Here is a 20,464-nt window from a genome sequence, read left to right as displayed (position 1 = left end):
CGGCCTCGGTGATCAGCGCGCGGATGTGGTTGCAGAACGAGCCCCGCGCGCCGCCGCAGGGACGGTTGTTGTTGGTGCTGCACGCGAAGGCGTAGGTGCCGGCGGCGACCGACGAGACGTACACCCGCTCGATGTCCGAGCCGCTGGAGACCACACCCTGGAGGCGTCCGTCGGCCAGTTCGACGAAGGGGACCTTGGCGAGCTTGCGGGGCCGTGCGGGCGGCACCACCCGGGCCGTACTCGAATTCTCCCAGTCGGACAACACACCAGCTCCTTTGCGGCACAGGGCTCCGCACGCCGAATCGGCGCAGCGCAGGGGGGTTGCCGCGCCGGATCGGCGGCGACAACAACGAACTTACCGGCGACCACTGACAACGCCGTCCGCGTCGACGGGAGGACGCCGTACGCGACCACGGGAGGGCCCCGTCCGTATGCCGGTCGGCGCGGGCCCGGGCGTTCCGGCTCTTCTAGAATTCCGATGATCATGCCCGGGGGCGACGGCGGGGGCGTGTCGGTGCGAAGGGGCGGGGTTGAGCGGGGAGCAGGCGGCGTTCGGGGCGCTGCTGCGGGAGTTTCGGCTGGCCGCGTCGCAGACCATCGAGGGCCTGGCGGAGGCGTCGGGTGTGAGCGTGCGGGGCATCGGGGACCTGGAGCGCGGGCGGCGGGCGGCTCCGCAGCGGCGGACGGTCGCCGCGCTCGCGGACGGTCTGGGCCTGGCCGAGGCGCCACGGGAGCGGCTGCTCACGGCCGCGCGGGCCGGGCGTGACGGAGGCTACCGCCCGGTGGGGGTGCGGGCGTTCCCGCGCGGCGTCGACGACTTCGTCGGCCGGGAGGGGGAGCTGGCGCGGCTGGCGGCGCTCGCGGAGCGCGAGGCCGTCGCCCAGCCGGTGGTGGTGGCGGTGTCCGGGCCGCCGGGCACGGGCAAGACGACGCTGGCGCTGCACGCGGCCCGCGGTCTCGCCGAGCGGTTTCCGCACGGGCAGTTGGTGCTGGACCTGCGCGGCACGGACGACGATCCGCCCGGTCCCGCCGAACTGGTGCTGCGGGTGCTGAAGGCCCTTCAGGTGGCCGACCGGGATCTCGCCCAGGCCGGGCCGCAGGGTCACCCGGAGCTGTATCGGCAGCTGTTGGCGGAGCGGCGCTGTCTGCTGGTGCTGGACAACGCACGCGACGAGGCTCAGGTGCGTCCGCTGCTCCCGGCCGCGGGAGCGGGCATGGTGGTGGTGACGAGCCGTCGCATGCTGACCGGGCTCGACAGTGTGCACCGGCTGCCGCTCGGTGAACTGGACCCCGTCGCGGCCGCCGAGCTTCTGACCTCCCTCGTCGGAGCCGATCGGGCCGCTGCCGATCCGGCCGCCCTCCGTGCGGTCGCCGAGCGCTGCGGACACCTGCCGCTCGCCCTGCGGGTGGCGGGCAACTGGCTTGCCACCCGCACCGGTTGGAGCGTTCGCCGGCTCGCGGACCGCCTCGCGGTCGAGGAGCGGCGGCTGGACGCACTGGCCGCCGGGGACGTACGGGTGGCCGCCGCCTTCGACCTGTCCTACCGCCAGCTGACTCCCGCGGCCGCCCGGCTGTTCCGGCGTCTCGCCCTGGTCCCCGGCCAGGACACGGCGGCACCCGGCGCCGCCCGGCTCACGGGTCAGCCGGTGTTCGACGCCGAGGACACCCTGGAGGAACTGGTCGAGACCGGGCTGCTGGGAACGGACGGGGACCGCTACCGCCTGCACGACCTGCTGCGGCTGTACGCCCGCACCCGGCTGGAGGCCGAGGAGAGCGCGCGGGACGTGGACCGGGCCCGCGCGGAACTCTTCCGCTGGCTGCTGGACACCGCGGTCGTCGCGGGCCGCTGGTTCGAGCCGGGCCACGGTGCTCCGCCGTCCACCTGGAGGGGAACGGTGGACCTGTCGACCGCGGGCCTGGCCCGCGCATGGCTTCAGGCGGAGGGCGACAACTGGCTGGCCGCTCTGCGCGCGGCCGAGGCCGCCGGTGAGCACGCGACCGTGGTGGAGGTGGCCGAGTCGCTGCACTGGTTCTCCGACCAGTGGATCTTCTGGGGCCACTGGCCCGAGGTCTTCGGCACGGCCGCCCGCTGCGCGCGGGCCCTGGGCGATCCGGCCCTGGAAGCCACCCAGCTCAACTACCACGCCTGGGCGCTCCTCGTGTGCGAGCGCCGCCACCAGGACAGTCTGCTGCGCTCCGCCGAGGCCCTCGCCGCAGCGGAACGGGCGGGCGACGCGGGCCAGCAGGCCTGGGCCCACATGTACCAGGGCTGGGCGCTTCAGCAGATCACCGACCTCGGTCCCGCCGCCGACCACATGCAGCGCGCCGCCCACCTGTTCGAAACCGTCGGTGACCTGCACGGCGGCCTCCAGGCCCGGCACGGGCGGGCCATCGTCCTGGCGAAACTGGGTCTGACCGAGGAGGCACACGCGTTCTACCGGGACACGCTCGCCTTGCTGGAGCAGGTCAGCGACCGGCTGGAACCGCACATCGCCGACGTCACCCGGATCGGGCTGCACGCGGGCCTGGGCAGCAGCTTCGGTGTGCTGGAGCGCTGGACGGAGGCGGTGGACCACCTGACCACCGCCGTCGCGATCTGCCGGGCCAGCGGCAACACCGCCCTGGAGAGCCGTCAGCTGGTCCACCTCGGTAACGCGCTGCTGTCCGCCGGACGTCCGGCGGAGGCACGTGCGGCCTTCGCGCGCTGTGTCTCCCTCGGTGTCCATGCCGACCCACGACCCGTCGACGAGGCCCGCGGCGTCCTCGCCCGTCTCGACGCGCCCTGACCCCGCGCCCTGACCCCGCGCCCCGTCCCCGGTCCGCCGCGACACGGGGACAGGGGCGGGGGCGGCGCGCGCCGTCGACGGGCGAGGCCCCTCGCCGTGCCGCCCATCCTGCTCCCGCGGACTCCCCCGTGTCTTGTCCCGGAGCGCACGGCGCTGTTCTCTCAGCGCACGGTGGACGACCGTACCGGCGCGGTCCGCGTTTCTGCCTGCTTCCTGCCTGGAGCCCGCCGAGGACCGCTGGTTGGCTGGTCAAGGCGGGGAGAACGGGCCGCCGTCCGCCCGTTCCCCGCCGGTTTCGCACGGGTGGAGAGGAGAGCCAGGTGGCCCTGGTGCTGACGACTGATTCGGTTCCCGACGGGGAGAGGCTCGCCCACTGGCGGGACGCGCTGGGCAGAGCACTGGTGCCGATGGCCGTCACCGCACGGCAGGACGGCCCGTTCGAGGGCCGGGTCTCCACCGAGCGGCTGGGATACCTGCGTATCGCCACGATCGAGGCCGACGCGCAGCGCCTGAGCCGCACAGCGGCGCACCTCACCGACGCGGTCCCGGCCGTCGCGTGCGTGGCGGTCGGCGTCCAGACGGCGGGTACGGCGACCCTGGTCCAGGACGGCCGGCGTGCCTTCGTGGGCGAGGGCGACCTCATGGTCTACGACACGGGGCGGCCGTACTCCCTGGACTTCCCGGGGCGCTTCGTCGCGCGTGTCGTCCACCTGCCGCGGCGGGCGCTCGGCCTGCCGGAGGAGGGCCTGCGCCGGGTGACCGGGACCGCGATCGCCGGGACGGCGGGCTTCGGCGCCCTGCTGGTGAACTTCCTGACCACACTGACCGCCTCCGTCCCGCCCTGCGCCCCGGCAGTCGCCACCAGGCTGGCCACGGGTGTCGTGGACCTCTTCGCCACCCTGGTGCAGGAGCGGACCCAGGACGACGCGCCGCCGGACGCGAACCCGGGAGACCACCTCGTCCTGCGCGTCCGCGACCACATCGACCGCAACCTCGGCGATCCGGGCCTCTCCCCGCAGTCCGTCGCGGCCGCGCACCACATCTCCGTGCGCTATCTGCACCGGCTGTTCGAGGGCGAGGGCATCACGGTCGCGCGGCTGATCCAGCGGCGCCGTCTGGAGCGGTGCGCCCGGGAGCTGCACCGGCCCGACACGACGGCTCCCACGGTGTCGGCGGTCGCCCAGCGCTGGGGTTTCGCCAACCCGGCCCACTTCAGCCGGGTCTTCCGCGCGGCCTACGGGCGCTCCCCACGGGAGTGGCGCGGGGCGCGGGAGGAGCTGCTCCCGACCGGCTGACCGGCCGGCCTCGTGCGCGATCAGGAACGGCTCACGTCACCTCGGGGTACGGCTTCGGCCGGACGCCCACGTGTACAGCAGCGCCGTCCCGGCGACCGTGGCCGCGGCCGTGCCTACGGCGCACAGGCCGCCTCGGGAGCGCCAGGACAGTACCGAGCCGGTCGAGTGGGCGGACAGCACCGACCCCGCGCTCAGCCAGGAGCCCGCGGAGACGAAGGACACGGCGGAGCCCACCGACCCCACGGACAGGAAACTGCCGACCGAGGCGATGGACAGGGAGCTGCCCACGGAGCCGATGGAGAGGAACGAGTCGACGGAGCCGATCGACAGCGCCGAGTTCTTCGACCACAGCGAACGCCAGGAACCTTCGGCCCCGGCACCCTCGGTCACGGCCCGTGTCGCGGCCCTCGTCCCGGATCTCGTGCTGGATCTGGTCATGCTTCGATCATAGGAGCGGACGGGTCAGGAGGGCGGCCAGTCGCGGTAGGCGATACGGGCCCGGTCGTGGATCTCTCCGACGGTGCCCCACTCGTTGCGGCCCAGCCGGGCCAGGGGCCGCAGAAGCCGGATGTCGGGGTGGCCGTCGACGACGACGTCCTCGCGCACGGCGGCGTGCACGACCTCGCCGAGGACCAGCGTGGAGTTGCCGATGCGGAGCGTGGAGTGCAGTCGGCACTCCAGAGCCACCGGGGAGGCGGCCACACGGGGCGGCTTCACCCGCAGCGAGGGCTCCCGCTCGATGCCCACCGCGTCGAACTCGCCCTCGTGCGCGGGAAAGTCGGTGCCGGTGGCGTTGATCTGGTCGAAGAGCGGCTCGGACGCGAAGTTGACCACGAACTCGCCGGTGGCCTCGACGTTGCGCAGCGAGTCCTTGCGTCCGACGGAGGTGAACTGGACGATCGGCGGGTCGGTACAGGCGACGGTGAAGAAGGAGTGCGGTGCAAGGTTCGCACTGAAGGGGGCTACTGCCGAGACCGTGGAGACCCAGGCGATCGGCCTGGGCACCACCACTGCGGTCAGCAGCCGGTAGAACTCGCTGACGTCCATGGCCCGGGGATCGAAGTCGATGCGCATGTCGATCAGTATCCCGCGGCGAGCCGCAGCCCATATCGCCAGGTCAGCGGCATGGCGCAGCCGCGAAGGCCGAGGAAGGTCCCGAGTGTCGGAAGCCGCGCTCGACATCCAGCTCATCGACGACGAGGGCGGCGCCCTTGAGGTGCCGTACGCGTTCCGCGCATTCCCACCTTCTTCTCCTGACCGGTGGGGGTCCTCTTCGACGCGGACGGCAGTTCCATAGCAGACAAGTGATCTGGCTTTGCGGGATGTTGGGAGCCCTGTCAATACCCTGATCAGCGCTCCCTGGCACAGCACGGCCTGGCGTGGGGCAAGCCCTTCCTGAAAGGTGGGTGCCCAGTGCTGAGCCCGGCCGGAAGGAGGAGCATGCCGCGAGACAGGACACCCCGGTTCGTGCTCGCTCTGGCCGCTCTCCTCGTAGCCCTACAGTTCATCGGTGTGCTGGTGCCCGGCGTGTCTGCGCACGCCGCCTACGGCTCCGCCCCTGCGTCCCTGGATCGGTCCACGGATGTGGTCGTCACCGAACGCGCCGACGAGTACGCCCCCTGCGGGGACGTCCGGCCGATCGTGGACCTGACCTCCTGGCCTGCGGGCCGTGACCGCCGCCATGCCGTGGAACTCGACTCGGGGCCCTCTGCCGGCGGTGCTTGGGGGGACGACCGCGTCGCACTGTCTCCAGGCGGCCTCGACGCATCACACCTCGCGTCGAGATCCCCGGCCACCCACTCACTCGCAGCACTTCAGTTGTTCCGCTGCTGAGTCGGCCTGCGGCCGAGCCGATGCCATGCCCCACCCGCACCTCGTTCACCGGGTGCTTCGGCAGGGGGCCATGGCCCCCTGCCCACGGGCGCGCTGCGCTCGCACCGCGCGGCGGAGGTACTCGGCGTCACATACACCCCGTGCCCTGCGCGAATGAACCCCCACAGACCAAAAGGCCCTACGCGTGAACCCGAAACGCAAAGTGATCACCTTGATCACTGTTGCTGTCCTGACCATGGCGGCACTCATCCATGTCAACCTACAAAATGTGCGGGACACGGGCCGGACGAGCGGGCCGGACCGGACAGCCCGGGTGGGATTCTAGCGATGCTACGCAAGCTGCTGTTCTGGAGCCTCCCGGTTGCTTTTCCACTCCCGCTGGTGCTCACCTACGATTCCTTGGCCGATGAGCCCCCACTCCTGAAGTTCTATATCTTCCTCGGCCTGATTGCATATACCTGGTGGCTGTTGTCCATCGCGCTCAGCGTGCGGCCGTCCTGGCTGCACCGTTTCGTGGGACTGCCGTCCATTTACGGCCTGCACGGGGTACTCGGCCTACTGGCAGTCGGCGCGGCCTATCTGCACCGTGACTACTCCTACTCACCGAGCCGTCTGGCGCGCACCATGGGGGATTGGAGTTTCTACGGGACACTCGTAGTGCTGTGCTTCTCGGCATTCTTCATGAGCGGGTGGTTCGTCGACAGGTCGAGATTTCTGCTGACGGTGAAAGGGCTTCTGGAGACTGTCTTCCGCCACCAGCTCTCCGTATGGATTCATCGACTCAACCTGGTGATCGTGGCGATGATCTGGCTGCACGCCCACCTACTCGTGCGAGTCAATCAGTACTTTGCGTTCATGGCGCTTTTCGACCTGTACACGGTGATGACGCTCGGCATCTATGTCTGGAAGAAATGGATCGCACCCGACACCTTTCTGATGGGGACCGTCACAAGCAACGACGCGCGCGGTGCAGCAACCCGGAGGGTGTCGGTGGGCCTCGACAGCAAAGCGGCGACCTTGCGGCCGGGCGACTTCTTCTTCCTCAGCTTCGAGGGGTCTTCTTCGGTGAGCAGGGAATGGCACCCCTTCTCGGTCACCGACGACGACCGGAAAACCCTGACCTTCACGATACGGCAGCACGGAAACTTCACTCGCCGTCTCGACGATGTCGAAGTGGGAACCCGAGTCCGTCTGGAAGGGCCGTTCGGCCGCTTCGAATCGATCATCCAGGGTCGGGAGCGTGAAGCTCCGCTGGTCTTCGTGGGGATGGGTGCGGGTGTGGCGCCGCTGCTCAGCCTGGCAGCAGCCCACCACACCACGCGGAGGATTCATCTGTTGTGGGCCGTGCGCAGCCCAGAAGACGCCTATTACCGTGATGTGCTGGAGGAATACCAGGCGACGTCCGGAAACCGTTTGAAGGTCACCATCAGCGTGGGTCGGTTCCGCCGCGAAGATATTGTGAGCACACTGTCCACGGAGGCAATCGCAAAGGGTGCTTTCTTCATCGTGGGGCCGAATCCCGCCGTGTTGGCAAACCAGCGTCTGCTGCGGCGCATAGGAGTTTCCGCACGGCGAATACACCAAGAGCGCCTCACCATGTAGATGGTGCGACCAAAGTTCCACGCGGTCCCGGAAAAATCGACATCGCCGACGCCACGGAGTCTACTGAGATGACAAGCACCACACGCCGAAAATTTCTCGCGCTGGCCACCGCCGCATTGGCGGGAGGCAGCGCCACAGGCTGCTCGATAATAGGAGGGGCAGGCGAAGCGATCACCGGCTCAGAATCCTCGGAGACTGTCCCTCCGCTGGATGACTCACGTACTCTCATCGCTTATTTTTCGGTGCCGGAAACCGATGACCCGGCCAACATGACCGACAACGAGGAGAACAGCGTTCACATCGTTGACGGCAAGGTTCTCGGAAACACCCAGCACGTCGCTCGGATCATTGAGAAGCGCACTGGCGCCGAGGTGTTCCGCATCGAAACAGCGGAATCACTTCCTCTCGATCACGAAAAGCTGTCAGATTTCGCACTCGAACTACAGGAGGGCAATGAAAGGCCAAAACTGAAAGCCCAGATCCCGAACCTCGAAGAATATGACACCGTTTTCATCGGCTATCCGATCTGGTGGTACGACCTGCCGATGCCGATGTACACATTCCTTGAGCAGCACGATTTCAGCAAAAAGAACGTGATTCTGTTCAGCACCCACGGCGGAAGCCGCCTGTCGGGAACTGTTGAAATCATCACCAAAACGCTTACCGATTCCACCGTGATAAGTAATGCGTTCACCATCTCGCGAGACGACATGGACGACGCCGAGGCAGAAGTGGGCAATTGGCTCGACAGCCTCGGCGTTTCATGACGGCACCGAGGGTGCTCCCAACCGACGACCATGAGGGATGTAACCGATGCACGAACACGACAGCACGCCGAACGGCACCTCGACCGACCGCGGCCGTCGCGGCTTCCTGATGGGCGCGGCCGGTCTGGCGGCCGCCTCCGTGGTGGCCGCGCCGGCCACCCTGGCACAGGCGCAAGCGGCACCGTCCACCACGGTCGCCCAGGGCCCCGCCGTCCGTCGTAACCCGGTGACCGCGGCCATCACACAGACCGGTCGCCGCAGGCTCGGATCTTTGAAGGTCTCCAGCATCGGCCTCGGCACCCAGACCATGCCGGGCGATCTGTACGGCCCGGTCACCAGCCGCAAGGACATGGTCGCCCTCATCCGGACCGCCGTCGATCAGGGCGTGACGCTCTTCGACACGGCAGAGGCCTACGGGCCGTTCGAGTCGGAGCGGATCGTCGGGGACGCTCTGCGGCCCGTCCGCGACGACGTGGTGATCGCGTCCAAGTTCGGCTGGGACATCGACCCGGACACGGGGGCCCGGATCGGCCTGAACAGCCGTCCGGACCACATCCGCCGGGCCGTCGACGGCATGCTGAAGCGCCTCAGGACCGACCACATCGACCTGCTCTACCAGCACCGCGTCGACCCCACCGTCCCGATCGAGGATGTCGCGGACACGGTCAAGGACCTCATGGCCCAGGGCAAGGTGCTGCACTGGGGCCTGTCCGAGCCGGGGCTCCAGACCATCCGCCGTGCCCACGCCGTCCAGCCGCTCACCGCGATCCAGAACGAGTACTCCACGCTGTGGCGCGGCCCCGAGGAGAACGTCCTGCCGCTCTGCGAGCAACTCGGCATCGGCTTCGTGTGCTGGGCACCGCTGGGCATGGGCTTCACCACCGGCACGATGAGTCCGTACTTCCGGTTCACGGAGGGAGACCGCCGGACCGCGTTCCCCCGCAACAGCCGGGACAACCTGGCCGCCAACATGCCACTGGTGCAGCTGCTCCAGGACTGGGCCGTACGCAAGGGCGCCACGCCTGCCCAGATCGACCTAGCCTGGCTGCTGGCCCAGAAGCCGTGGATCGTCCCGATACCCAGCACCACCAGGCTGTCCCACCTCCTGGAGAACATCGGCGCCGAAGAAGTCAGGTTCAGCCCCGACGAACTCCAGGAGCTGAACGCCGACGTCGCACGCATCACCATCCACGGTGACCGGCTTCCGCCGGCGGCCCTCGCGATGACGGGCGTCGAAGCACCGCCCCGCTGACCGATCACGCGGGCCCGTCACGTCCCGCCACCGGCCGAACTCCCCTACACAGACGGGAAGTTGCTGCCGGGAACGGTACTCGCCCGATACTCAAGCGGCTGGGAGTCCCGCGCAAACACCTCCGCCGCACGACGAGGCCTGTCCAACACTGAACCACGCATAGGAAGCCTCCAGGACGGCCGTCCTGGAGGCTTCGCCTGTACCGGCTGGAGGGCATCGTCCGCAGGTGGCTGGAACGCCGTACCGGATCCCGGTCCGGCGTCCGGATCCGGCTGGGAAACGGGCGGAACACGGGCACGCCCGGCAGAAGAACGGGCAGCGGACCCCTTCGCCCGCACCCCTTCAGCCGCATCGTCCAGGGTCTCCAGCCTTCGAGAAACGGGCACATTCGGTCATGAAGTGCTGTGCGAGGAACCTGGTCAGCCGAGCGGCCGCCTTGTAGAAATTGCCTCAGGAGCCCGAACGGGCAGGGCTCCGGAAACAGCCGACGCCGGCTGGCAGAGCATGCGGAGCCGTGAAACGGAGGTGTCGCCGTGGACGCCGATGAGCGCAGACGTGGAATCCTCGAAACGGCACGCCGTACCGGATCCGTGGATGTCGGAAAGCTCGCCGCTGAACTGGGGGTCTCCAAGGAGACCGTGAGGCGAGATCTGAAGCTACTGGAGGAGCACGGGCTGGTCCGGCGTACCCATGGCGGTGCCCATCCCGTGGAAAGTGCGGGCTTCGAAACCACGCTCGCCTTCCGTACCACCATGCACGTTCCCGAGAAGTCCCGGATCGCGGCCGCCGCGGCCGGACTGCTCGGAGACGCCGAGACCGTCTACATCGACGAGGGCTACACCCCGCAGCTCATCGCCGCCGCCCTCCCCCGCGACCGGCCACTGACCGTGGTCACCTCCTCGCTGTCCACAGCGGGTGCCCTGGCTTCCGCCGAGAACATCGCCGTGCTGCTGCTCGGCGGCCGGGTGCGCGGTGGGACGCTGGCCACGGTCGACCACTGGGCGACCCGCATGCTGTCCGGCTTCGTCATCGACCTGGCGTACGTCGGCGCGAACGGCATATCCCGTGAGTACGGCCTCACCACCCCCGACCCCGCGGTCAGCGAGGTGAAGGCCGAGGTCATGCGGGTCGCCAAACGCCGGGTGTTCTCCGGCGTCCACACGAAATTCGGTGCCGTGAGCTTCTGCCGGTTCGCGAAGGTCATGGATTTCGAGGCCATCGTCACCGACACGGGACTGCCCACTTCCGAGGCCCACCGTTACGCACTGCTGGGTCCCCAGGTCATCCAGGCCTGAGCCGCAGTTCATCGCCCCATCCCACCCCGTAAGGCCGGGGTCCTGGTTTCCCATGCCCTCGCACACTCCCTGGAGTCAGTCATGCGTTCCACCAGATATGTCCTCATTGCCGGCGCCGCCGCCACCGCCCTGCTCGCCACCGCCTGTTCCGGAGCGGGAGCCGGGGGGTCTTCGGGCGGCGGTAAGAGCATCAACGTGCTGATGGTCGGCAACCCGCAGATGGAGGACATCGCGAAGCTGACCAAGAGCACGTTCACCAAGGACACCGGCATCAAGGTCAACTTCACGGTGCTGCCCGAGAACGAGCTGCGCGACAAGGTCACCCAGGACATCGCCACCCAGGCCGGCCAGTACGACGTCGCCACCATCGGCGCCTACGAGGTACCCATCTGGGAGAAGAACGGCTGGCTGCACGAGCTCGGCTCCTACGCCGACAAGGACACCGGCTTCGACAAGGCCGACCTGCTCAAGCCGATGGTGCAGTCGCTGTCCGGATCCGACGGCAAGCTCTACGCGATGCCGTTCTACGGCGAGTCCTCGATGCTCATGTACAACAAGGACGTCATGAGCGCGAAGGGCATCACGGTGCCCGAGCACCCGACCTGGCAGCAGATCGCCGACATCGCGGCCAAGGTCGACGGCGCCGAGCCCGGCATGAAGGGCATCTGCCTGCGCGGTCTGGCCGGCTGGGGCGAACTCGGCGCACCGCTGACGAGTGTGGTCAACACGTTCGGCGGGACCTGGTTCACCAAGGACTGGAAGGCCCAGGTCAACAGCCCCGCCTTCAAGAAGGCCACCAACTTCTACGTCGATCTGGTCAGGAAGCACGGTGAGGCGGGCGCTCCGCAGGCCGGGTTCACCGAGTGCCTGAACGCGCTGAGCCAGAAGAAGGCCGCGATGTGGTACGACGCGACCAGCGCCGCCGGCTCGCTGGAGGACCCCGCCTCCAGCAAGATCGCCGGTCATGTCGGCTACGCCTACGCGCCGACCGTCGCCACCAAGAGCAGCGGCTGGCTGTGGGCCTGGGCGTGGGCGATGCCCAAGACCACGAAGAACGCCGACGCGGCCTCGCAGTTCATGCTGTGGGCCTCCAGCAAGAAGTACGAGAACCTGGTCGGCGCCAAGCTCGGCTGGTCGCGTGTCCCGGCAGGCAAGCGCGCCAGCACCTACACGATCCCCGAATACCGGAAGGCCGCCGCCTCCTTCGGTGACATCACCCTGAAGTCCATCGAGGCAGCCGACCCCGCCAACCCCGGCGTCCAGCCCCGCCCGACCGTCGGCATCCAGTACGTGGCCATCCCCGAGTTCCAGGACCTGGGCACCAAGGTCACCCAGGAGATCTCCGCCGCCATCGCCGGCAAGACATCCGTCGACAAGGCCCTCGACGACGGCCAGAAACTCGCCGAGGACGTCGCCAAGACCTACCAGAAGTGACCTCCCGTGCCCGGCCGGTGCTCCCGCCGGCCGGGCGCCGCTTCCCCCACCCCGGCCCTCACCGGCAGAGGAAACCCTTCATGACCACGCTCACCGCACCCCCCAAAACCGCCCCACCACCGCCCAGCCGCGCGCGCACGTCCACCGGCATCACCAAATGGAAGCGCCGCATCCCCCTGCTGCCGGCACTGGTCTTCACGATCGTCGTCACGCAGCTGCCGTTCGTGGCCACGATCGTCATCTCCACCTTCCAGTGGAACATCCTCAAGCCGGGCGAGAAGCACTTCGTCGGCCTGTCCAACTTCACGTTCGTCTTCACCGACGAACGCCTGCGCACCGCGGTCCTCAACACGATTGTGCTCACCGCGTCGGTGGTGGTCATCAGCGTGGTCCTCGGACTCGGTCTGGCGATGCTCCTCGACCGCCGCTTCGCCGGCCGGGGCCTGGCCCGCACCCTGCTCATCGCCCCGTTCCTGGTCATGCCGGTCGCCGCGGCACTGCTGTGGAAACACGCCATCTACAACCCCGACTACGGACTCCTCAACGGCACCCTCAACGCCGTCTACCGGCTCTTCGGCGCCGACAACGGGCCCACCATCGACTGGATCTCCTCCTACCCCATGCCCGCCGTCGTCGTCTCGCTGGTCTGGCAGTGGACCCCGTTCATGATGCTGATCCTCCTGGCCGGCCTCCAGGCACAGCCCGGCGACGTCCTGGAAGCAGCCCGCATGGACGGCGCCTCCGCCCTGGCGACGTTCCGCCACATCACCCTGCCGCACCTGCGCCAGTACATCGAACTCGGTGTTCTGCTCGGCACGATCTACGTCGTGCAGACCTTCGACGCCGTCTACACCATCACCCAGGGCGGCCCCGGCTCCCAGACCACCAACCTGCCCTACGAGATCTACCTGACCATGTTCCGCAAATACGAATACGGCGAGGCAGCCGCCGCCGGCGTCGTCGTCGTCCTCGGCGCGATCGTCATCGCGACCTTCGCCCTGCGCACCATCGCGTCACTGTTCCGCGAGGAGACATCCCGATGACCGCTCACGCAGCCCTCGCCACCCCCGGGAACAGGTTCACCAAGCTCCTGCGCCGCAAGGACGACCACGGCGGTGCGCCGAAACTGTCGCCGCTGTGGACGTTCGTCGCCTGGCTCGCCACGCTCGCGTTCTTCGCACCGGTCGCCTGGATGGTCCTGACCTCCTTCCACCAGGAAGCCGACGCGGCGACCAACCCACCCACCCCCTTCGCCCCCGTCACCTTCGACCAGTACAAGCTGCTGTTCAGCCGGGACATCACGCCTTTCCTCCTCAACTCGGCCATGGCCAGCATCCTTTCGACGGTGCTGGTGCTCGCCCTGGCGGTGCCGGCGGCGTACGCGCTGTCCATCAAGCCGGTCGAGAAGTGGACCGACGTGATGTTCTTCTTCCTGTCCACGAAGTTCCTCCCGGCCATCGCGGCCCTGCTGCCGGTGTACCTGATCGTCAAAGACGCCGGAATGCTCGACAACGTCTGGACACTGGTCGTCCTCTACACCGCCATGAACCTCCCGATCGCGGTCTGGATGATGCGCTCGTTCCTCGCCGAGGTCCCCAAGGAAATCCTCGAGGCCGCCGAGGTCGACGGCGCCGGCCTGCTCACCGTGCTGTGGCGGGTCGTCGCACCCGTCGCCATGCCCGGACTCGCCGCCACCTCGCTGATCTGCTTCATCTTCAGCTGGAACGAGTTCATGTTCGCCGTCAACCTCACCGCCACCCAGGCATCCACCGCACCCGTCTTCCTCGTCGGCTTCATCACCAACGAAGGCCTCTTCCTCGCCCGGCTCTGCGCCGCCGCCACGCTGGTCTCCCTGCCCGTCCTCATCGCCGGATTCGCCGCCCAGGACAAACTCGTCCGCGGCCTCTCCCTAGGAGCAGTCAAATGAAAGCCGCCCTCATCGAAGCTCCCGGCAAGGTCACCGTCACCACGGTGCCCGACCCCACACCCGGACCGCGCGAAGTCGTGATCGATGTGGCGGCCTGCGGACTGTGCGGCACCGACCTGCACATCCTCCAGGGGGAGTTCGCACCGACCCTGCCGGTCGTGCCGGGCCACGAGTTCGCCGGGGAGGTCGTGGGCCTCGGCAGCAAGGTCACCGAACTCAAGATCGGCGACCGGGTCGCTGTGGACCCCTCGCTGTACTGCAACGAGTGCCGCTACTGCCGGGTCGGACGCAACAACCTCTGTGACCGGTGGCAGGCGATCGGCGTGACCGTGGCCGGTGGCGCCGCCGAGTACGCCGTGGCACCCGTCGCCAACTGCGTACGGCTGCCGGACCACGTCGATGTCCAGGACGCGGCGCTGATCGAGCCGCTGTCCTGCGCCGTACGCGGCTACGACGTGCTCAACAGCCGGCTCGGCGCCCACGTGCTGATCTACGGCAGCGGGACGATGGGCCTGATGATGCTGGAGCTGGCCAAGCGCACCGGCGCCTCCTCGGTCGACGTCGTCGACATCAACCCGGAGCGACTGGCGACGGCTGAGAAGCTGGGGTGTTCCCAGTCGGCGCTCTCGGCAGACGAGTTGGGGCGGCCGGCCGGCTGGGACGTGGTGATCGACGCGACCGGCAACGCCGCCGCCATCCAGGACGGCCTCGATCGAGTCGCCAAAGCCGGCACGTTCCTCCAGTTCGGGGTCTCCGACTACGCCACGACGGCCACCATCTCCCCGTACCGCATCTACAACCAGGAGATCACCATCACCGGCTCCATGGCTGTGCTGCACAGCTACGAGCGTGCGGCGGAACTGTTCGCCACGGGGGTGCTCGATCCTCAGGTCTTCATCAGCCACCGGATGCCGCTGACGGAGTACCCGCAGGCACTGGACCAGTTCGCCGCCGGTCAGGGCCGCAAGATCATCGTGCTGCCCTGACCGCTCGCCGGCACGGCCGGACCTCCCGGTCGACTTCGCTCTCCGAACCGGTGGTTCTCGGGACGTTCGGGTGCCGGACCAGGTCCAGGACCGCGACCCCACACACAGGGCGGCCCCTGGATGGCCGCCCTGTCGCGGTGTCCGTCCTGGACCTTCTCTCACTCTTCGAGCCAGGAGCCTCCTGGCGACTCGACCACAGCGGGACCGGCGGACCCCGTCCGATCACGAGTCGGAAGTCGCGGAGCGACAGCTCGCATCACCCGGTCGAACTTCCGCGGGACCGGGCCTCCGCCATGCGGACCGAGTTCCGGATCACCCGACGCGGACCGGGACACGGTCACCCGGCTGTGCGCGGCCCTGGACGGCCTGCCGCCGGCCATCGAGCTGACAGCGTTCCGGCTGCGGACGCTCAGCGTCGAACAGATGGTGGACCGGTTGAAGGACCGCTTCGCGCTGCTCACCGGAGGCGCCGCCGCCCCGGCGGCTGACCAGGCACGGGAGCCGAGGCCTGATCACGGCCTCTCCCGCGCACCGCCGACGACACCAGCAGCCTGTCGCTGCGCAGCACGCTGGACGAGACGTCCGACGCGGTCGCCCACCGGGCACGGCCGCGGGACCGCGCTCAGCAAGCGCGCCGCGTTCCTGCGCCTGAGCAACCTGACGGGCGACGCAGGGGTGCCAATCGGGAACGAGAGTCGAGACTTCGTGACATCCCTCACGCCGACCAGGAGAACTAAGCGTCCCTAATAGTAGATGCCACCCAGAGGACAAATAAGATTTGTCCGACTTGGTATGCCCATGCGTCACGCCGGGCTTTGACGCATTCCGGCCGCTCGGCACCTCCCTCCCGCACCTGCGGGCGGAGCGCTTCTGACGGAGCGACAGAAATCCTCGGCATGTGCGGGACCCGGACCAGCACGCCTCCACACCTATGGCAAGGGTCGGCCAGCTCTACGAAGCGACGTAGTACGAGGGCCCATTGCCCTCTGTCGGAAGCCGTCCTGAGAATGACGACCCGCAGGGCGTCTCCGCAGTTCAGGAGCCGAGTCCGGCACAGCCGACCGGACAGGGGCGCTCGGCGAATACCGAGTGGGGTCACACATGGGTAAGCATCGTAAAAAGCATCATTACCGGCGAATAGTCATCGCTGCCGTCACCATCGGCACCGTGGGTGTGCCATCCGTCGCACTGGCCTGTACCGACTGGCGGGACAGCGGAAAACATCCTCTCTACAGCGCCGAGGAGAACAGATCCGGGGATTGGTGGAGCGACGCCGCCGGGCATCGAGCCGGGCGCGTCGACCGGGGCCGCGACTTGGGCGGCACCGAGCACAGCGAGCCGAGGCCGGCGGCATCGCAGACGCCGACCGCCTCCGCGAGCGCTCCGAGCGCCAGCACGCCGAAGCCCAAGACCACCTCACCTTCGAACACCCCGAAGACCACCCCCTCCCCCGCCGCGACCCCGACGCCGCCCAGCACTTCGAACGCCGCCGCCCCAGCGTCCGGAACCAGCGCTCGCATCGTGCAACTCGTCAACGCCGAGCGCAGCAAGGTCGGTTGCTCGGCCTTGAGGCTGAACGCGGTCCTGACCAAGGCCGCACAGGCACACAGCAAGGACATGGCCGCTCACCAGAACATGTCGCACACCGGGTCCGACGGGTCTTCCCCCGGCGACCGGATCACGCGTGCCGGCTACGACTGGAGCACCTACGGCGAGAACGTCGCCTACGGTTACGCCACACCCGAGCAGGTCATGGCGGGCTGGATGTCCAGCCCCGGCCACAAGGCGAACATCCTCAACTGTGCGTTCAAGGAAATCGGCGTCGGACTGGCACAGCCCGGCGGCTACTGGACCCAGGACTTCGCCACTGCGCGGTAGACGACACAGAGGCAACGGGCTCTCGGCATACGCCTGTGCAGTGCGCAGAGTCGTACGGTTCACCGAGAGCCCGCTTCTGTCGTGTGACGGACGGGCAGAAGTCCGCGCCGACCTCCTGAACGGCGGCGCTGCGCTGACCGCTTGAGCTCGCCACCGTTGGACGACGGCGGTCAGCAGCCGGTAGACGGAGGGGACCGGCGCATGGTCGGCCCGCTCGGTGGCGTCGTCCGGTCACGCCGAGGCGGCCTCCGACCTGACCTTGGCCACCGCCGCGGCCACCTGCTCCTGTACGGCGTCCACTGGCGGTTCGCCCATTACCGCGGCGACCAGGTCGCGGGCGAGGTGGTACAGCTTGGTGTTGGTGTTCTGGGAGGCCAGGACCAGGACCCGCCAGGCCTCCTCGACGCTCAGCCCGAAGGACGCCATGAGGATGCCGCGGGCCAGATCGATCACCGGACGGGTCTGCATGGCGCGCCGCAGCTGGACGACCTCGATGCGCAGGTCCTCCAGGGCGCTGCGGTCCGGGGCTTCGGCGTGCGCGTCACCACCGTCCGCCTCGCCCTCGCGGGCCCTCCCGGCGCCTTCGGGGCTGGGGGCGTGGGAACGTGGGGCGTCGAACAGCATCCGGGTGCCGGTGAGGGTCAGCAGCCGTTCGACCGCGGGGCCGACCGTGCGCAGGGCGACCGTCTTCCCCTGCTTCAGGCTCTGCTCGTGCAGGGCGATCAGGACGTTGAGTGCGGAACAGTCGCAGAACTCGACGCCGCCGAGTTCCAGGTCCACGCCGCCCACCGAGACACCGAGCGCCGCACGCAGGGCCTGTGCCAGCCGGTCGGCCGAGTCGAGGTCGAGTTCGCCCCGTATCTCCACGACGACACGGTCGCCGTCGGGACGGACGCCGATCCGGGGTGCGGGGCCCGGGCGAACGGGACGCGCACCGCTCACTTCCGCGCCGATGGAGGCATCGCCTCCGGCCTTCGCGCCACGAGCTGGGTCCGACATGACCGCCTCCCCGGTCAGTCCACTGTTCACCTCCAGATTCACCCGCAGCCCGTCACACGTCAACCAATACACGAAATAAAGTTCCGGCCTTTGTATACGTGAATGTCCAGCCGTACAATCGCCCCATGGATGGAGTGCCCGAGTCACACAACGGTTGGACGTTTCTCACCAACCACGCCCGCGTGTTGGCTGCCATCGCCGACAATCACAGCGCCCGCATCCGGGACCTCGCCGCACACTGCCGGCTCACCGAACGAGCCGTCCAGAAGATCATCGCGGACCTGGAACAGGACGGCTATCTGTCCCACACGAGGGAAGGGCGCGGCAACACCTACCGGGTCGAACCCGGCAAGGTGCTGCGTCACCCCGCCGAGGCGGGGCTGAGCGTGGCGGCCCTGCTCTCCCTGCTGGCCCAGGACGACGCGGGCCGCGTCCGGCACCCGGCGACCGAGGCGGCCGACCCCCGTTCGTGACCGGTCCGCGACGGTCCGTGCAGCGAGCAAACCTGGTGGCGGCCACGAGAGACGAAGGTCACGAATACGTATCGGACATTTGGCACTTCAATCTTCACGCCAGCCACACAAGTTGGTTAAGTTGACGCCAGGCCGTACGACTGCCCGTCAGGGCAGGGGGCTTGGGGGCACCTGGCAACAAGGGTCGCCCGGATTCCGCCGCCGACAGGCAGGCGGAGGACGGAAGGAGTACGTCTTCCATGGCGACGGATCGCAGCCCGCGCTCCCCGGGCAGCAACACCGATGAGCCGAGCCGGGCGGAGATCCAGCAGCGGGTCAGCTCGCTCTACGACCGGGCCGAGAGCGACACGGGCTCCTACAACATCACGCGCGCCCAGTCGAGCCGGACCCGCGGGACGGTCACGTCCGTCGCCAACAGCGGGCGCGGGTCGGCCGATCCGTCGCTCGAAGCGGTGGCCAAGCAGTGGTTCGACGTGGCCCGCGGCAGGGTCGGGCCGGTGACGCCCGCCGTCCTGCCGGCCGACCGCCAACCCGCCCGTCCGGCCCGGGCCGCGCGCCCGGCGAGCGGCCCGGAGCGGCCCGCCGACAGCTCCGTCGTACGGGAGTTGGAAGCGGCCACCCGGCGCGTCCCGGAGCTGACCGCGCGCGCCGTCGCCGCTCTCCCCGCGGCACCCGAGCCTCGCCAGGAGCCCAGGGCCCTGCTGCCCGCCGTCCCCGCCCAGGCCGCCGTCCCCGCCCAGGCCGCGCCCCCCGCCTCCGCTCCCGCGGACCGGCAGACCTCGCTCAAGAACACCAAGGAGCAGATCGGGCGGAAGCTCACCACGGCCCGGGAGGTGCTGGCGCGCGCTCTCGCCCAGCCCATGCCGTCCCTGCCCGCGCCGGCCGCCCCCACCCCCTCCCTGCCCACGTCCGCCCTGCCCACGTCGGTCCTGCCCACGATCGGGACGCAGCCGACCGAGTCGCAGCAGGTCCAGCAGCCCTGGGACACGGCGGAACAGCAGGCGTTCCGCGCGGAGATCTCGGCCGCGTGGGCGGGACGGCCGCCCGTCGCCGCACCCGGCACGGCGTCACCGATCGGCACGGACGAGCTTCTCCCGACCGGTGAACTCGGCTTCGCCGCACCGGTGTCGGGCTTCATGACACCCGAAGCCGCCTTCCCCATGCCCTCTCCGGCACCCGCGCCGGACCACCTGGCCTCGGAACTCGGCGTCACCACACCGCCGTCCGGCTATCCGATACCCGAACTCGGTCTGCCCGCACCGGAGTCCGGCTTCATGACGCCCGGCGTCGCCGCCCCGGTCGTGCCCGCGCCCGGCTACCCGACATCCGAACTCGGCTTCACCACACCGCCGTCGGGCTACCCGACGTCCGAACTCCCGCTCTCCGCACCGGAGTCCGGCTTCGCACCCTCCGCGCCCATGCCGAGCTATCAGGCCCCCGCGGCGGACGTACTGACCGCCGGTGCCGGTTACCCGGCCCCCGCCGCCCCGCTCCCCGAGGCGGTCCCCCCGGCCGTCGCACCCAGCGATGTCACGGTCAGCACCACCGGGACGGCCTACCTGGGGAAGGCGGACAAGGCCCTCGCCTTCGCCCGGGCACAGATCGGCCGACCCAGCCTGTGGGGGGCGACGGGACCTGAGTCCTACGACTGCTCCAGCCTCACGCAGGCCGCGTGGCGGGCCGCCGGGGTGACGCTGCCGCGCTCCGCCATCGACCAGGCGAAGGCCTTCACCCGGATCAGCCTGGCCGAACTCCGCCCCGGCGACCTCGTCTTCTTCTTCGACGATCTCAGCCACACCGGCCTGTGCACGGGCAACGGCATGATGATCCACGCCCCGGGCCCGGGCACGTTCATCCGCGAGGAGGCGATCCTGCCGTTCGGGGAGGGCGCCCTGCGCGGCGCCGTCCGACCCGCCTGAGTTCCGGCGCGCCCTGCC

General features: G+C 69.1%; 17 protein-coding genes. 13 read left to right on the top strand and 4 right to left on the bottom strand.

Annotated elements, in window-relative coordinates; translation table 11 throughout:
* The first annotated feature begins 530 nt into the window (after window positions 1-530).
* On the top strand, window positions 531-2,786 hold the full coding sequence (locus G9272_RS41060) for an ATP-binding protein (RefSeq protein WP_171401280.1): 2,256 nt from the start codon (window positions 531-533) through the stop codon (window positions 2,784-2,786).
* Window positions 2,787-3,106: 320 nt separating this feature from the next.
* On the top strand, window positions 3,107-4,081 hold the full coding sequence (locus tag G9272_RS41055) for a helix-turn-helix domain-containing protein (protein WP_171401279.1): 975 nt from the start codon (window positions 3,107-3,109) through the stop codon (window positions 4,079-4,081).
* Window positions 4,082-4,117: 36 nt separating this feature from the next.
* Here G9272_RS41055 and G9272_RS41050 read toward each other — a convergent pair whose 3' ends face one another.
* Together G9272_RS41050 and G9272_RS41045 are read right to left on the bottom strand one after the other, a co-directional pair.
* Window positions 4,118-4,519 (bottom strand): hypothetical protein, encoded by a 402-nt coding sequence (locus G9272_RS41050; RefSeq protein ID WP_367398575.1) that lies wholly within the window; start codon window positions 4,517-4,519, stop codon window positions 4,118-4,120.
* 24 nt (window positions 4,520-4,543) lie between these two features.
* The gene (locus tag G9272_RS41045) at window positions 4,544-5,155 is read right to left on the bottom strand and encodes a flavin reductase family protein (protein ID WP_171401278.1); all 612 of its coding nucleotides are present in this window, start codon (window positions 5,153-5,155) and stop codon (window positions 4,544-4,546) included.
* A 1,086-nt stretch (window positions 5,156-6,241) separates the two neighbouring features.
* Between G9272_RS41045 and G9272_RS41040 the strand changes: the two genes are divergently transcribed.
* The 8 genes from G9272_RS41040 (at window position 6,242) to G9272_RS41005 (ending at window position 15,177) form a co-directional block, all read left to right on the top strand.
* Entirely contained in the window at window positions 6,242-7,516 is a 1,275-nt protein-coding gene (locus G9272_RS41040) for an FAD-binding oxidoreductase (protein ID WP_253268093.1), read from the top strand.
* A 68-nt stretch (window positions 7,517-7,584) separates the two neighbouring features.
* Entirely contained in the window at window positions 7,585-8,283 is a 699-nt protein-coding gene (locus tag G9272_RS41035; protein WP_171401277.1) for a flavodoxin, read from the top strand.
* 46 nt (window positions 8,284-8,329) lie between these two features.
* A complete protein-coding gene (locus G9272_RS41030) occupies window positions 8,330-9,535 on the top strand; it encodes an aldo/keto reductase (protein WP_171401276.1) in 1,206 nt (401 codons plus the stop codon).
* A 533-nt stretch (window positions 9,536-10,068) separates the two neighbouring features.
* The gene (locus tag G9272_RS41025; RefSeq protein WP_171401275.1) at window positions 10,069-10,830 is read left to right on the top strand and encodes a DeoR/GlpR family DNA-binding transcription regulator; all 762 of its coding nucleotides are present in this window, start codon (window positions 10,069-10,071) and stop codon (window positions 10,828-10,830) included.
* An 81-nt stretch (window positions 10,831-10,911) separates the two neighbouring features.
* Window positions 10,912-12,264: an ABC transporter substrate-binding protein gene (locus G9272_RS41020; RefSeq protein ID WP_171401274.1), complete on the top strand. Its 1,353-nt coding sequence runs from the start codon at window positions 10,912-10,914 to the stop codon at window positions 12,262-12,264.
* Window positions 12,265-12,344: 80 nt separating this feature from the next.
* Window positions 12,345-13,307: a carbohydrate ABC transporter permease gene (locus G9272_RS41015; protein WP_171401273.1), complete on the top strand. Its 963-nt coding sequence runs from the start codon at window positions 12,345-12,347 to the stop codon at window positions 13,305-13,307.
* Window positions 13,304-14,191 (top strand): carbohydrate ABC transporter permease, encoded by an 888-nt coding sequence (locus G9272_RS41010; RefSeq protein WP_171401272.1) that lies wholly within the window; start codon window positions 13,304-13,306, stop codon window positions 14,189-14,191. Before G9272_RS41015 ends, G9272_RS41010 begins: the two co-directional genes overlap by 4 nt.
* A complete protein-coding gene (locus G9272_RS41005; RefSeq protein ID WP_171401271.1) occupies window positions 14,188-15,177 on the top strand; it encodes a zinc-dependent alcohol dehydrogenase family protein in 990 nt (329 codons plus the stop codon). The genes G9272_RS41010 and G9272_RS41005 overlap by 4 nt, the downstream gene beginning before the upstream one ends.
* A gap of 1,229 nt (window positions 15,178-16,406) precedes the next feature.
* Here G9272_RS41005 and G9272_RS46295 read toward each other — a convergent pair.
* Entirely contained in the window at window positions 16,407-16,697 is a 291-nt protein-coding gene (locus G9272_RS46295; protein ID WP_367398574.1) for a hypothetical protein, read from the bottom strand.
* A gap of 1 nt (window position 16,698) precedes the next feature.
* On the opposite strand from G9272_RS46295, the gene G9272_RS46290 reads away from it, so the two are divergent.
* Window positions 16,699-17,055 carry a CAP domain-containing protein gene (locus G9272_RS46290; RefSeq protein ID WP_367398573.1) on the top strand — a complete coding sequence of 119 codons (357 nt, stop codon included), beginning with the start codon at window positions 16,699-16,701 and terminating at the stop codon, window positions 17,053-17,055.
* 231 nt (window positions 17,056-17,286) lie between these two features.
* Here the strand turns inward: G9272_RS46290 and G9272_RS40995 are convergent, their stop codons facing one another.
* Entirely contained in the window at window positions 17,287-18,054 is a 768-nt protein-coding gene (locus tag G9272_RS40995; protein ID WP_171401269.1) for an ANTAR domain-containing protein, read from the bottom strand.
* A gap of 125 nt (window positions 18,055-18,179) precedes the next feature.
* On the opposite strand from G9272_RS40995, the gene G9272_RS40990 reads away from it, so the two are divergent.
* Together G9272_RS40990 and G9272_RS46510 are read left to right on the top strand one after the other, a co-directional pair.
* The gene (locus G9272_RS40990) at window positions 18,180-18,527 is read left to right on the top strand and encodes a helix-turn-helix transcriptional regulator (RefSeq protein ID WP_171401268.1); all 348 of its coding nucleotides are present in this window, start codon (window positions 18,180-18,182) and stop codon (window positions 18,525-18,527) included.
* Between the two features lie 239 nt (window positions 18,528-18,766).
* On the top strand, window positions 18,767-20,446 hold the full coding sequence (locus G9272_RS46510) for an NlpC/P60 family protein (protein WP_437184347.1): 1,680 nt from the start codon (window positions 18,767-18,769) through the stop codon (window positions 20,444-20,446).
* Window positions 20,447-20,464 lie beyond the last annotated feature (18 nt).

Origin of the sequence: Streptomyces asoensis (assembly GCF_013085465.1) — a bacterium.
In the GTDB taxonomy this organism is placed as follows: Bacteria; Actinomycetota; Actinomycetes; order Streptomycetales; family Streptomycetaceae; genus Streptomyces; species Streptomyces cacaoi_A.
This window is presented reverse-complemented; position numbering and strand designations above follow the sequence as displayed.

Bases quoted from the DNA above. Each gene is read 5' to 3' on its own strand.
- G9272_RS41050 (WP_367398575.1), bottom strand. From the start codon at position 4,519: ATGACCAGATCCAGCACGAGATCCGGGACGAGGGCCGCGACACGGGCC.
- G9272_RS41045 (WP_171401278.1), bottom strand. From the start codon at position 5,155: ATGCGCATCGACTTCGATCCCCGGGCCATGGACGTCAGCGAGTTCTAC.
- G9272_RS41040 (WP_253268093.1), top strand. From the start codon at position 6,242: ATGCTACGCAAGCTGCTGTTCTGGAGCCTCCCGGTTGCTTTTCCACTC.
- G9272_RS41035 (WP_171401277.1), top strand. From the start codon at position 7,585: ATGACAAGCACCACACGCCGAAAATTTCTCGCGCTGGCCACCGCCGCA.
- G9272_RS41030 (WP_171401276.1), top strand. From the start codon at position 8,330: ATGCACGAACACGACAGCACGCCGAACGGCACCTCGACCGACCGCGGC.
- G9272_RS41020 (WP_171401274.1), top strand. From the start codon at position 10,912: ATGCGTTCCACCAGATATGTCCTCATTGCCGGCGCCGCCGCCACCGCC.
- G9272_RS41015 (WP_171401273.1), top strand. From the start codon at position 12,345: ATGACCACGCTCACCGCACCCCCCAAAACCGCCCCACCACCGCCCAGC.
- G9272_RS41010 (WP_171401272.1), top strand. From the start codon at position 13,304: ATGACCGCTCACGCAGCCCTCGCCACCCCCGGGAACAGGTTCACCAAG.
- G9272_RS41005 (WP_171401271.1), top strand. From the start codon at position 14,188: ATGAAAGCCGCCCTCATCGAAGCTCCCGGCAAGGTCACCGTCACCACG.
- G9272_RS46295 (WP_367398574.1), bottom strand. From the start codon at position 16,697: ATGCGAGCGCTGGTTCCGGACGCTGGGGCGGCGGCGTTCGAAGTGCTG.
- G9272_RS40995 (WP_171401269.1), bottom strand. From the start codon at position 18,054: ATGTCGGACCCAGCTCGTGGCGCGAAGGCCGGAGGCGATGCCTCCATC.
- G9272_RS40990 (WP_171401268.1), top strand. From the start codon at position 18,180: ATGGATGGAGTGCCCGAGTCACACAACGGTTGGACGTTTCTCACCAAC.
- G9272_RS46510 (WP_437184347.1), top strand. From the start codon at position 18,767: ATGGCGACGGATCGCAGCCCGCGCTCCCCGGGCAGCAACACCGATGAG.